The organism is Sphaerotilus sp., assembly GCF_034519685.1.
Taxonomy (GTDB): Bacteria; Pseudomonadota; Gammaproteobacteria; order Burkholderiales; family Burkholderiaceae_C; genus Sphaerotilus.
Genome location: NZ_JAXHOF010000006.1, coordinates 1,447,810 through 1,461,777 on the forward strand (window position 1 = coordinate 1,447,810; position 13,968 = coordinate 1,461,777).

Genomic DNA, 13,968 nt, shown 5'->3' on the forward strand with positions numbered 1-13,968 from the left:
TCAGAATTCGTTGACGATGACGCCCGTCAGTTTTGCGGTGGTTTCGCTCAGTTGACCAACAAGGTCATGCAGTTGCTTGACTCGGGTCTTGTTTTTTCTTGCCAGCGTCATCGCGGCTCCGCTGCGTGCCGCAATGACCAGCGCATCACTGCCGAGCGCGCTGGCGGGGGTATCCACGACCACATGATCGAACTTTCTGAGCAGTTCGCTCATCAGCAGGCGAAACGCCGGACGCTCCAGCAACTCCAGTGGATTCGGGGGAATGACGCCGACTGGCATGACAAACAGGCTTGGAATATCCGGTGCTTGGTAGATGACGTTTTCCTCCTGCCTTCCGCTGAGAATGCCGGTGAGGCCGGAGGTATTGGGGAGGTCAAACAGTTCATGCAGTCGGGGATTGCGCAAGTTGGCATCGACGATCAACGTGCGTCCGCCCAGTTGGGCCAGCACAACACCCAGATTGGCCACGAGAAATGTCTTTCCGTCACCCCCTTCGGGACTGGTCACGGCAAGTGCACGCTTCGGTTCCTGTGGACTGAAAATGCGCATCATCAGCTGGCTGCGAATGGCGCGGAAGGCTTCTGCCTGTTTTCCAAAAGGCTGGGCTGCTGCAACGAGTTCGCGGTGACTGGCCCGCCGACTTTCCGGGGCATACGGATAGTTGAATTGCTGGCTCAGAGCGAAAACGATGTCCGAGTCTGACACAAAACCCAACTTGACGGCTGATTCGCCAAACCTCAGGTTATTGGCCCGCTGGTACTCCAGGATCTGATTGACCTGTTCCTGCGTGAGACTTTTTGTCTCCCGGATGATTTCGCCAATGCTGCGGTCCTGGTCCAGGGTGCTGTGCACATCGTCTGCGTTCATCGAACTGTTGCGATCGTGATGAACACCCTTGGGTGTCGTCTGTGCGGCAATGGTCATGTTGGTGTCTCGGTCGTTCAGTTGCCCGGCTTCGGCAGATGCTTCAGGATATTGCTGGGCAATACCATTGGCGAGTTGCGTCCAGACAGACCTGACCGCAATGGGCGCGGAATCATGCCGAGCACGGCGATATCCAGCCCGGTGGTGAGATCGTCCAGCGTGCGCACACGACGATCCGTCAATTCTCTGAGGATGGAGAAGCTGACGCCGAGCAATGTGCCTACAAATACACTGACGAGAATGTTCAGGATGATCTTGGGCGAAGAATGGTCCGTGGGTTCAGTGGCGGGTGACAGCACGGAGATATTGGTCTGGTTGAGCTGGCTCTCCAGGCTGGTCTGATTGAGCCGCTGGGTGACCTGTTCATAGACCCGCTGGGCGGTTTCCACCTCGCGCTGCATCACGACTGCTTCATCGCGCAATGCCTTGAGCCTGAGCACCTTGTTGCGCTGTGCATCAAGGGCAGCGCGGGTTTCGGCTTCGCGTTGTCGGTTGATCGATCCCGTCACCCCGACCCCACCTGTGACACGCCGGGTTTCAGTTTCGATGCGTTGGCGCAATTCTCCGATGTTGGCGCGCAGTTCCAGCACCAGGGGATGTGCATCGCCGAACTTTGCGTTCATTTCGGTCAGTTTTGCTTCTTGGCGGGACAGGTCGGAGCGCAGTGATGACACGAGGCTGTTGTTGATCACTTCCTGCATCTGGTCACCTGAAGTGCGCACCTGAGCGGATCTGCTCGACGATTCCGCGGAAATGGCTTGCAGGGTGACCAACTGAGTGTTCAGTTCGTTGAGGCGCTGGGTCTCGATGTCAAAACGTTCGTCTGCCCCTGTCAGTCCATTGGCCTTCTGGAAGGTTGACAGCTTTTCCTGCGCGCGCTCTACGGCTTCCCGCATTTCCTTGCTGCGGGCATCAAAGAATTCGTTGTACTGTTTTGCTGGCGACGCGCGCAGACCGACACTGATGTCGATATAGGCCTGTACAAATGTATTGGCCAAGGCGCTGGCAAAGCGCGGGTCTGCGTTGGTGTAGCTGACGTTGATGACGTTGCTTTCGCGCGAAGGTTTGACTTCCAGCTTCTTCTGGAAAATGTTGGCAATCCAGGCTTCGAAATTTCCCTTGCCGCCGGTTTCCGCGTTCCAGCGCTGACGCATTTCCTGATTCTCGTTCAGGCGAAGTTTTTGGACCACGCGCTGGGCGACCCGGTCACTCGTCAGGATGTCGACCTGTGTTGCCATGTAGGACGGAGTCGACATGCCACCCATCGGCATGCCCACGATCGGGTCCGGGGAGCGGATGTCCAGCAGCACCGTCGCTGTTGCCGTATAGCTTTTGGGCATCAACAGGCTGGCGGCAACGGTGGCCCCGATCGTCAGCAGCGCGACCACGATGGCTGAAATCCAGCGCGCTTTCAGTATCGACAGGAGTTGCGCAAAGGTCATGTGGAATCGCACCCGGAATGTTGTTGGCACTGCGGGGACGCTGTGCAAGTCACACGACCGTCCCCTCGGCTTGCCTGTTTGGTCAGAACAGGCTCTCGCGCACGTAGATCACGTCGCCGTCCTTCATGGCATCGTTCATGCTGGGCTGCAGGATTTCGACCTTGCCATCGGCATTGCGGCGGTGGACACGCAGTCCCTTCTCCGTGCCGCGCTGCGTCAGGCCACCGCCGGTGGCCAGCGCCTGGATGACCGTCATGTCCCGTTCGAGGCGCATGGCGCCAGGGCGCTGGACTTCGCCATAGATGTAGACCATCGGCATGCGGTCGACGTAGACCGTGTCGCCATTGACGATCACCGGATCGTTGGACCTGGTGGAGGCTGCAAACAGGTTCGGCAGGTCGATGACGACGCGAAAGGAACGGTTGTCGCGCATCCCGCTGAGCGTCACGAGGTCGCTGCCGCCTTGGGAAATGCCACCAGCCGTTGCCAGCAGTTCGCTCAGGCGCATGCCCGTCTGTTCGAGCGGATAGCGACCAGGACGGTTGACCATGCCCAGCACCGACGCCTGGTTGCCCCGCACCTGCGTGACCAGGATGCTCACCTGCGGTTGGCGCACGAAGTTGCCGTTGCGCAGTCCGTCCGCGATCAACTTTTCGGCCCTGGGTACTGACAGGCCGCCGAGCTTGACTTGTCCGATCAGCGGGAAGCTGATGGTGCCGCTTTCGGCGAGACGGGTTTCCAGCGTGAGGTCGGCGTTCTGGTAGACGCTCACGCGGATCACGTCGCCCGCTCCCAGCACATAGTCGCGTTGTGCGTCGGAGACCTGAGCCCAGGACAGCATTGGCGCCAGCAGCGTCAGAAAGGCGAGCAGCACGCGCCCGAAGAGACGCATGGAAAGGGGCGAGGTGGTGTTTAGCGTGAGCATCATGGATTACTTCAGACCCGAAAGGCCCTTCTGGAGGGCGGAAGCGTCCAGCGCATCAGAAGCGCCAGCCGGCGGCGTCGGGGTCACTGCGGGAGCCTCGACAGCATTGCCAGCGTCCGCTGGGCCCGAAGCGGCTGCAGCGAACTGGCCGACATACTCGATCTTGGCAGATCCACGCAGCGCCTTGATGCCGTCTGCGACGAGTTTGCGCTTGCGATCGGTCAGGAGGAACTGTTCGATCGCTTTCTTGGCGGCTTCTTCGGTCACCGGCGCGGGCTTGGCCGAGGCGAGCAGCGCGGCGTTCAGACCCGTCGGCGTGGCGACCACGACCCACTGTCCCTCGTTCAGCTTGGCGAGCTGGTCCAGGAAGCCCATCGGGATGTTCTCCGGTGCCTGCGACACGTTGCGCCCGGCGAACCGGATGCCGGCTGCCTTGAGCGCACCCGCCAGTTCATCGGCGCTGCGCAGGGTCGGGATCTTCGCCTGCAGTGCGGCCTTCTGTTCGGCGTTGGCTTCGATGTTGAACTCTTGAAGGCCGTAGATGCGACGCTTGGAGAACAGGGCCGGCTTGCTGTCGTAGTAGGCCTTGATGTCTTCGGCTGTTGGCGCGGTCGCGGCTTCCGCGAGGCGGTCGGCGTAAGCGCGGGCGAGGATGTCTCTGCGTGCGGCTTCGATGGCCGAGACGATCCGCGGGTCGCGATCAAGCTTCTGATCCACGGCCTGCTGGACGGCCAGTTCCTGGTCCACGAGACCTTCCAGCACGCGCCGGCTCACCGCCTGTGCCTGCTCGGGCTTCAGGCCTTGCTGGCGCTGCAGCACGAAGTTCACCTGGTGCACCGAGATTTCGCCGGAGTTCACCTTGGCGGCGACCTGGGTGGCGACCTTCTTGTCGCCTTCACCTCCACCGCAAGCGGCAAGGAGGGCCGCGGCGGCGAGAACCCCTACGGTGAGCGAGGTCCGCAGGCAGGCGGAGGAACTGAACACGGGCAACTTCATGACTTGCATACTCCGAGGGCGAGAGGATTGCCGCACCCGATTTGCTCGGAAATGCGGCACTCGCAATGAAAGAGGTGATAAACGGGTAAAACCGGCCGCAGTTTAGCGGTTGCTGGTGGCCGATTGCTTCCCCGGATTGCAGGGGCGCATCGCATTCCTGCCGGGCACGTTAAGTCTGCACGGCAGGCTTTCACGACTGAGTTTCAGCACGTGAGCCAGTGCTCGATATCTGGCGCGCAAAAAGAAAGTGCAACGCATTTCACAGTTGGCGGGGGATTCCGGAGGGGACTCCGGAACGATTGCGGTAATCGATTCGGAGGAATTTGACATCTGCGGGCTGATCCGCAAATGAAAATTTCGAAAAGACTGGTGTGTGCCCTGCACTTTTCGGCGGGTCGTCGTCCTGCCGGCCAGGAGGCGCGAATCGGACTGACGGAGCGCGCGACGTGCTGAGGAGCTGATTTCAGTTCAATGGGTCGGTGTCGATACCGCCACTAGAGGAAGTGGTGATGTGGTCTTCGACGTCAGCTTCCACCTCGGCTCTCCTACCAAGGTCCCGCACCATGTCGACTGTCTCTTCCCCCACATTTGCTGCTACCTCGACAGCTGAGTGGGCAAGTGCTACCACTGCCCAGATCGCGGCTCTGACCACCAGCCAGATCGCGGCACTTTCGACTGCGGATCTGGCGGTTCTCTCCACTGTCAACATCATGGCGTTCACCACGTCCGGACTGCGCGCCTTCTCTACAGTTCAGGTGCAGGCTTTGTCTACCGCACAGGTCGCCGCGCTGACCACGACGCAGGTCGCCGCCCTGACGAGCGGCCAGATCGCTGCACTGCAGACCGCCGACATCGCTGCGCTGAGCAGCGCGCAGGTGGCGGCATTCACGACGGCGCAGATCGCTGCGCTGACGACGGCGCAGGTCGGGGCGCTGGAGACGCGCGATCTGGTGGCGCTGGGCACGGCGGCGATCCGTGCGCTGAACACCGCCGACATCGTGGCGCTGACGACCGCACAGGTCGGCGCGCTGACGACGACGCAGGTCGCCGCGCTGACGAGCGGCCAGATCGCTGCACTGCAGACGGCCGACATCGCCGCGCTGAGCAGCGCGCAGGTGGCGGCGTTCACGACGGCGCAGATCGCCGCGCTGACGACGGCGCAGGTCGTGGCGCTGGAGACGCGGGATCTGGTGGCCCTTGGCACCGCAGCGGTCCGGGCACTGGAGACGGCCGACATCGCCGCGCTGAGCAGCGCGCAGGTGGCGGCGTTCACGACGGCGCAGATCGCGGCGCTGACGACGGCGCAGGTCGGGGCGCTGGAGACGCGGGATCTGGTGGCGCTCGGCACCGCAGCGGTCCGCGCACTGGAGACGGCCGACATCGCTGCGCTGAGCAGCACGCAGGTGGCGGCGTTCACGACGACGCAGATCGCCGCGCTGACGACGGCGCAGGTCGTGGCGCTGGAGACGCGGGATCTGGTGGCCCTTGGCACCGCAGCGGTCCGCGCACTGGAGACCGCCGACATCGCCGCGCTGAGCAGCGCGCAGGTGGCGGCGTTCACGACGGCGCAGATCGCGGCGCTGACGACGGCGCAGGTCGGGGCGCTGGAGACGCGGGATCTGGTGGCGCTGGGCACGGCGGCGATCCGTGCGCTGAACACCGCCGACATCGTGGCGCTGACGACCGCACAGGTCGGCGCGCTGACGACGACGCAGGTCGCCGCGCTGACGAGCGGCCAGATCGCTGCACTGCAGACGGCCGACATCGCCGCGCTGAGCAGCGCGCAGGTGGCGGCGTTCACGACGGCGCAGATCGCGGCGCTGACGACGGCGCAGGTCGTGGCGCTGGAAACCCGTGACCTGGTGGCCCTTGGCACCGCAGCGGTCCGGGCACTGGAGACGGCCGACATCGCCGCGCTGAGCAGCGCGCAGGTGGCGGCGTTCACGACGACGCAGATCGCCGCGCTGACGACGGCGCAGGTCGTGGCGCTGGAGACGCGCGATCTGGTGGCGCTGGGCACGGCGGCGATCCGTGCGCTGAACACCGCCGACATCGTGGCGCTGACGACCGCACAGGTCGGCGCGCTGACGACGACGCAGGTCGCCGCGCTGACGAGCGGCCAGATCGCTGCACTGCAGACGGCCGACATCGCCGCGCTGAGCAGCGCGCAGGTGGCGGCGTTCACGACGGCGCAGATCGCGGCGCTGACGACGGCGCAGGTCGTGGCGCTGGAAACCCGTGACCTGGTGGCCCTTGGCACCGCAGCGGTCCGGGCACTGGAGACGGCCGACATCGCCGCGCTGAGCAGCGCGCAGGTGGCGGCGTTCACGACGACGCAGATTGCCGCACTGACCACGGCGCAGGTGGTGGCGCTGGAGACGCGGGATCTGGTGGCGCTCGGCACCGCAGCGGTCCGCGCACTGGAGACCGCCGACATCGCCGCGCTGAGCAGCGCGCAGGTGGCGGCGTTCACGACGGCGCAGATCGCGGCGCTGACGACGGCGCAGGTGGTGGCGCTGGAGACGCGGGATCTGGTGGCGCTTGGCACCGCAGCGGTCCGCGCACTGGAGACGGCCGACATCGCCGCGCTGAGCAGCGCGCAGGTGGCGGCGTTCACGACGGCGCAGATCGCGGCGCTGACGACGGCGCAGGTCGTGGCGCTGGAGACGCGGGATCTGGTGGCCCTTGGCACCGCAGCGGTCCGCGCACTGGAGACGGCCGACATCGCCGCGCTGAGCAGCACGCAGGTGGCGGCGTTCACGACGACGCAGATCGCCGCGCTGACGACGGCGCAGGTCGTGGCGCTGGAGACGCGGGATCTGGTGGCGCTGGGCACGGCGGCGATCCGTGCGCTGAACACCGCCGACATCGTGGCGCTGACGACCGCACAGGTCGGCGCGCTGACGACGACGCAGGTCGCCGCGCTGACGAGCGGCCAGATCGCTGCACTGCAGACGGCCGACATCGCCGCGCTGAGCAGCGCGCAGGTGGCGGCGTTCACGACGGCGCAGATCGCGGCGCTGACGACGGCGCAGGTCGTGGCGCTGGAAACCCGTGACCTGGTGGCCCTTGGCACCGCAGCGGTCCGGGCACTGGAGACGGCCGACATCGCCGCGCTGAGCAGCGCGCAGGTGGCGGCGTTCACGACGACGCAGATTGCCGCACTGACCACGGCGCAGGTGGTGGCGCTGGAGACGCGGGATCTGGTGGCGCTCGGCACCGCAGCGGTCCGCGCACTGGAGACCGCCGACATCGCCGCGCTGAGCAGCGCGCAGGTGGCGGCATTCACGACGGCGCAGATCGCGGCGCTGACGACGGCGCAGGTCGGGGCGCTGGAGACGCGCGATCTGGTGGCGCTGGGCACGGCGGCGATCCGTGCGCTGAACACCGCCAACATCGTGGCGCTGACGACCGCACAGGTCGGCGCGCTGACGACGACGCAGGTCGCCGCGCTGACGAGCGGCCAGATCGCTGCACTGCAGACGGCCGACATCGCCGCGCTGAGCAGCGCGCAGGTGGCGGCGTTCACGACGGCGCAGATCGCGGCGCTGACGACGGCGCAGGTCGTGGCGCTGGAGACGCGCGATCTGGTGGCGCTCGGCACCGCAGCGGTCCGCGCACTGGAGACCGCCGACATCGCTGCGCTGAGCAGCGCGCAGGTGGCGGCATTCACGACGGCGCAGATCGCGGCGCTGACGACGGCGCAGGTCGTGGCGCTGGAGACGCGGGATCTGGTGGCGCTGGGCACGGCGGCGATCCGTGCGCTGAACACCGCCGACATCGTGGCGCTGACGACCGCACAGGTCGGCGCGCTGACGACGACGCAGGTCGCCGCGCTGACGAGCGGCCAGATCGCTGCACTGCAGACGGCCGACATCGCCGCGCTGAGCAGCGCGCAGGTGGCGGCGTTCACGACGGCGCAGATCGCGGCGCTGACGACGGCGCAGGTCGGGGCGCTGGAGACGCGGGATCTGGTGGCGCTCGGCACCGCAGCGGTCCGCGCACTGGAGACGGCCGACATCGCTGCGCTGAGCAGCGCGCAGGTGGCGGCGTTCACGACGGCGCAGATCGCGGCGCTGACGACGGCGCAGGTGGTGGCGCTGGAGACGCGGGATCTGGTGGCGCTTGGCACCGCAGCGGTCCGCGCACTGGAGACGGCCGACATCGCCGCGCTGAGCAGCACGCAGGTGGCGGCGTTCACGACGACGCAGATCGCCGCGCTGACGACGGCGCAGGTCGTGGCGCTGGAGACGCGGGATCTGGTGGCCCTTGGCACCGCAGCGGTCCGCGCACTGGAGACCGCCGACATCGCCGCGCTGAGCAGCGCGCAGGTGGCGGCATTCACGACGGCGCAGATCGCGGCGCTGACGACGGCGCAGGTCGGGGCGCTGGAGACGCGGGATCTGGTGGCGCTGGGCACGGCGGCGATCCGTGCGCTGAACACCGCCAACATCGTGGCGCTGACGACCGCACAGGTCGGCGCGCTGACGACGACGCAGGTCGCCGCGCTGACGAGCGGCCAGATCGCTGCACTGCAGACGGCCGACATCGCCGCGCTGAGCAGCGCGCAGGTGGCGGCGTTCACGACGGCGCAGATCGCGGCGCTGACGACGGCGCAGGTCGTGGCGCTGGAAACCCGTGACCTGGTGGCCCTTGGCACCGCAGCGGTCCGGGCACTGGAGACGGCCGACATCGCCGCGCTGAGCAGCGCGCAGGTGGCGGCGTTCACGACGACGCAGATTGCCGCACTGACCACGGCGCAGGTGGTGGCGCTGGAGACGCGGGATCTGGTGGCGCTCGGCACCGCAGCGGTCCGCGCACTGGAGACCGCCGACATCGCCGCGCTGAGCAGCGCGCAGGTGGCGGCATTCACGACGGCGCAGATCGCGGCGCTGACGACGGCGCAGGTCGGGGCGCTGGAGACGCGCGATCTGGTGGCGCTGGGCACGGCGGCGATCCGTGCGCTGAACACCGCCAACATCGTGGCGCTGACGACCGCACAGGTCGGCGCGCTGACGACGACGCAGGTCGCCGCGCTGACGAGCGGCCAGATCGCTGCACTGCAGACGGCCGACATCGCCGCGCTGAGCAGCGCGCAGGTGGCGGCGTTCACGACGGCGCAGATCGCGGCGCTGACGACGGCGCAGGTCGTGGCGCTGGAGACGCGCGATCTGGTGGCGCTCGGCACCGCAGCGGTCCGCGCACTGGAGACCGCCGACATCGCTGCGCTGAGCAGCGCGCAGGTGGCGGCATTCACGACGGCGCAGATCGCTGCGCTGACGACGGCGCAGGTCGGGGCGCTGGAGACGCGGGATCTGGTGGCGCTGGGCACGGCGGCGATCCGTGCGCTGAACACCGCCGACATCGTGGCGCTGACGACCGCACAGGTCGGCGCGCTGACGACGACGCAGGTCGCCGCGCTGACGAGCGGCCAGATCGCTGCACTGCAGACGGCCGACATCGCCGCGCTGAGCAGCGCGCAGGTGGCGGCGTTCACGACGGCGCAGATCGCGGCGCTGACGACGGCGCAGGTCGTGGCGCTGGAGACGCGCGATCTGGTGGCGCTCGGCACCGCAGCGGTCCGCGCACTGGAGACCGCCGACATCGCTGCTCTGAGCAGCGCGCAGGTGGCGGCATTCACGACGGCGCAGATCGCTGCGCTGACGACGGCGCAGGTCGGGGCGCTGGAGACGCGCGATCTGGTGGCGCTGGGCACGGCGGCGATCCGTGCGCTGAACACCGCCGACATCGTGGCGCTGACGACCGCACAGGTCGGCGCGCTGACGACGACGCAGGTCGCCGCGCTGACGAGCGGCCAGATCGCTGCACTGCAGACGGCCGACATCGCCGCGCTGAGCAGCGCGCAGGTGGCGGCGTTCACGACGGCGCAGATCGCCGCGCTGACGACGGCGCAGGTCGTGGCGCTGGAGACGCGGGATCTGGTGGCCCTTGGCACCGCAGCGGTCCGGGCACTGGAGACGGCCGACATCGCCGCGCTGAGCAGCGCGCAGGTGGCGGCGTTCACGACGGCGCAGATCGCGGCGCTGACGACGGCGCAGGTCGGGGCGCTGGAGACGCGGGATCTGGTGGCGCTCGGCACCGCAGCGGTCCGCGCACTGGAGACGGCCGACATCGCTGCGCTGAGCAGCGCGCAGGTGGCGGCGTTCACGACGACGCAGATCGCGGCGCTGACGACGGCGCAGGTCGTGGCGCTGGAGACGCGGGATCTGGTGGCGCTTGGCACCGCAGCGGTCCGCGCACTGGAGACGGCCGACATCGCCGCGCTGAGCAGCACGCAGGTGGCGGCGTTCACGACGACGCAGATCGCCGCGCTGACGACGGCGCAGGTCGTGGCGCTGGAGACGCGCGATCTGGTGGCGCTGGGCACGGCCGACATCGTGGCCCTGACGACCGTACAGGTCGCGGCGCTGACCACGACGCAAATCAACGCCCTGACCACGGCGCAAGTGCTGGCCTTGGAAACCTCGGATGTTCGTGCTCTGACGGCCGCGCAGATCCGTGTTCTGGACACTGCTGACATCCAGGCTTTCACCACTGCCCAGATCAATGCGCTGACAACGGCGCAGGTCGCTGTGCTCAGCACCGCGCACATCCAGGCGCTTTCCACTGCTGACATCGTGGCGTTCAATACAGCGCATGTGGCGGCCTTCACCACAGCGCAAATCGTGGCGCTCACCACCGCCCAGGTCGTGGCCTTGGAAACCGCTGACATCCAGGCGCTGAGCACCGCACAGGCCTCTGCCTTCGAGGCGGCTGACGTCGCGGTCATGTCCGTCGCCCAGATCGACGCCATGCCGCTGGTGACTCCGATCGTGCTGGATCTGGACGGCAATGGCATCCGCACGCTGGCAGCCGCCCATGGTGTCCAGTTCGACCTTGGCGCGACAGGTGTCGCGCACCAGGTGGGCTGGGTGTCTGCAGGAGATGGCCTGCTGGTGCGCGATCTCAACGGCGACGGGCAGATCAATGACGGTCGAGAACTGTTTGGTCTGGCGACCCTGCTGCCCTCTGGCGAGCGGGCGGGTGACGGCTATGTCGCGCTGCGGGCGCTGGACTCCGACCTGGATGGCCGGCTGACCGCTGCGGATGCGCATTTCAGCGAGCTGAAGCTCTGGATCGACGCCGACTCGGACGGCAGCACCGACGCAGGTGAGCTGAAGACACTGGCGGATCTGGGCATCGTGTCGCTGGACCTCACCGCGCAGGCTGGCAGTGCCTCGGACAACGGCAACCTCATCGCGCTGTCCTCGCATTACGAAACGGTCGATGGACAGACCCACCAGATGGCCGATGTCTGGTTCGCCAAGGCGGACGTGGCCCCGGTGACGGATTGCCAGGGGCCGCTCATGGCGTCGGATCTGCTGGTCGCTGCGCCGCAAGCTCCCTTGGCGGAGACGGCGGCCTCGGGTTCGGTCGCCTGCGTGCCGACGCCGGATGCCGGGCTCCTGACCGCGCAGGCCTCGGCCCAGGCACTGGAGGAGCTGCTGCGCCAGCAGCCGATCCTCTGATCCGGGGCTGATCGCCCCAGGCCCGCAAGGGCAGCGCATCAGGTCCAGCCGGACAGGATGCGCGGAAAAGCGCCGGCCAAGTCCGGCGCTTTTCGCCATTTCGGGCGGCACATTGCTGCAACCATCCTGGCACCGATTCCCAGTCGTGCCCTCAGGTTCCAGCGTGGGCACGGCGCCTGCCCGAGCTGCCATGACCCTGGTGCCCACCGCCACGCCCCGTGCCTCCGTCACCGCACCGACCGCTCCGCTGTCTGTGGACCGCTCGGTGCTGATCCGCGCCATCGAACTCCAGAACCAGGGGCATGACGCCGCAGCAGAACAGTTGCTGCTGCATTTCCTGAACCAGTGCCCGGCCGATCCGGTCGCGCTGTATTCGATCGCCGTGATCTGGCTGCGGCGGCAGGACAATGCCGCCGCCCTGGACCTGCTGGAGCGCGTCGTCCAGAGCGCCGTGCCGTTCGCGCCGCTCTGGTTTGCCCATGCCACTGCGCTGGTCAATGCCGGCCGCCGCGAGGAGGCCTTGCAGAGCTACCAGCGGGCCATCGATCTCCAGCCGACCTTCGCCGATGCCTGGATCAACAGTGGCGTGCTGCTGCGCGATCTGCAGCAGCATGTGGCGGCGCTGACCCGCTTCCAGCAAGTCCTGGCGCTGCAGCCCGACAACGTGGTGGCCTTGTCCAATGCGGCCACGCTGATGGCGGAGTTCAAGCGTGGCGAAGACGCCATCGCCTTGCTGGAGCGTCTGGTGCAGCTGGCACCGCAACACGACTACGCGCTCGGCATGCTCTGCCATGAAAAACTGCAGAGTTGCGACTGGCGTGGCTTCGATGCCTTGTCCCGGCAGGTGATCGACGGCGTGCACGCTGGCTGGCGCAGCAGCAAGTCCCTCGGTCTGATGGCCATCTCGGACTCGGCCGAAGCGCACCAGCGCTGCGCACGCCTGTTCGCCCAGCAGCGCTACCCGATCCACCCGGCACCACTGTGGACGGGCCAGCGCTACCGCCACGACCGTATCCGGGTGGCCTATGTCTCGCCAGACCTGCGCGAGCACCCGGTCGGGCATCTGATGGCCGGCATCTTCGAGCGCCACGACCGGGGCCGTTTCGAGACCATTGGCGTCTCGCTCGGGGTCGACGACGGCAGCCGTCTGCGCGAGCGCATGACCCGCGCCTTCGACCAGTTCCTCGATGCACGGCAGATGACCTCCGCGCAGATCGCCGCCTGGCTGCGCGAACGCGAGGTCGACATCGTCATCGACCTGGCGGGCTACACCGCGGATTCACGGGCCGACATCTTCACGCGGCGTCCGGCGCCGGTGCAGGTCAATTTCCTTGGCTATCCCGGCACGATGGGCCTGTCCTGCATGGACTACATCCTGGCGGATCGCCACGTGATTCCGCCCGAACACTGGCGTTTCTACGACGAGCAGGTGGTCTACCTGCCGGACGCCTATCTGCCACCCGCGTCCAATCTGCAGATCGCCGACCACGCGCCCAGCCGTGCCGACTGCGGCCTGCCGCCGACAGGGATGGTGTTCTGCTCCTTCAACCACGACTACAAGATCCTGCCAGCCGTGTTCGCCGTCTGGATGCGGCTGCTGCAGCAGGTGCCCGGCAGCGTGCTGTGGCTGATGTCGCGCAGCGAGCGCTCGCAGCGCAACCTGCGGGCGAGTGCGCAGGCCGCTGGCATCGACCCTGACCGGCTGGTGTTCGCGCAGCGTGTGCCGCGGGTCGAGGACCACCTGGCGCGCTACCGGGTGGCCGACCTGTTCCTCGACACCCACCCCTACAACGCCCACAGCACCGCCGCCGACGCGCTGCTGGCGGGCCTGCCGGTGCTGACGTGTTCGGGGCAGTCCTTCCCGTCGCGGGTGGCCGGGAGCCTGCTGCAGGCGGCCGGGCTGCCCGAGCTGGTCACGCACACGGTGGCCGACTACGAGCAGCTCGCCCTGGCGCTGGCCCGTGATCCGGCCCGGCTCGCTGCCCTGAAGGCCCGCCTCGCCGAGCGGCACCGTGACAGCGCGCTGTTCGACGTCGATGCCTTCACGCGGCACCTGGAGGCGGCCTACCTTGCAATGTGGCGTCAGTCGCAGCTCGGGGGTGCCCGCGATGCGTTGAGCGCACCGGCCGCAGCCGCAGCCGCATCCGCCTGA

The 13,968-nt window shown here is 67.4% G+C and carries 6 protein-coding genes; 2 read left to right on the top strand and 4 right to left on the bottom strand.

All coding sequences use genetic code 11. The features are described from left to right. The 4 genes from U5O44_RS17740 to U5O44_RS17755 all read right to left on the bottom strand — a co-directional run bounded on the left by U5O44_RS17740 (position 1) and on the right by U5O44_RS17755 (position 4,287). Positions 1-924: a polysaccharide biosynthesis tyrosine autokinase gene (locus U5O44_RS17740; RefSeq protein ID WP_322589726.1), complete on the bottom strand. Its 924-nt coding sequence runs from the start codon at positions 922-924 to the stop codon at positions 1-3. 17 nt (positions 925-941) lie between these two features. Further along, complete coding sequence (epsF, locus tag U5O44_RS17745) at positions 942-2,366, bottom strand: chain length determinant protein EpsF (protein WP_322589727.1); 1,425 nt, start codon at positions 2,364-2,366, stop codon at positions 942-944. Positions 2,367-2,448: 82 nt separating this feature from the next. Next, complete coding sequence (gene epsE / locus U5O44_RS17750) at positions 2,449-3,291, bottom strand: polysaccharide export protein EpsE (RefSeq protein ID WP_473964715.1); 843 nt, start codon at positions 3,289-3,291, stop codon at positions 2,449-2,451. Between the two features lie 6 nt (positions 3,292-3,297). Beyond that, positions 3,298-4,287: an EpsD family peptidyl-prolyl cis-trans isomerase gene (locus U5O44_RS17755; RefSeq protein WP_322589729.1), complete on the bottom strand. Its 990-nt coding sequence runs from the start codon at positions 4,285-4,287 to the stop codon at positions 3,298-3,300. A gap of 563 nt (positions 4,288-4,850) precedes the next feature. On the opposite strand from U5O44_RS17755, the gene U5O44_RS17760 reads away from it, so the two are divergent. Then, positions 4,851-11,816: a heme utilization protein gene (locus U5O44_RS17760; protein WP_322589730.1), complete on the top strand. Its 6,966-nt coding sequence runs from the start codon at positions 4,851-4,853 to the stop codon at positions 11,814-11,816. 190 nt (positions 11,817-12,006) lie between these two features. After that, positions 12,007-13,968: an O-linked N-acetylglucosamine transferase, SPINDLY family protein gene (locus U5O44_RS17765; RefSeq protein ID WP_322589731.1), complete on the top strand. Its 1,962-nt coding sequence runs from the start codon at positions 12,007-12,009 to the stop codon at positions 13,966-13,968.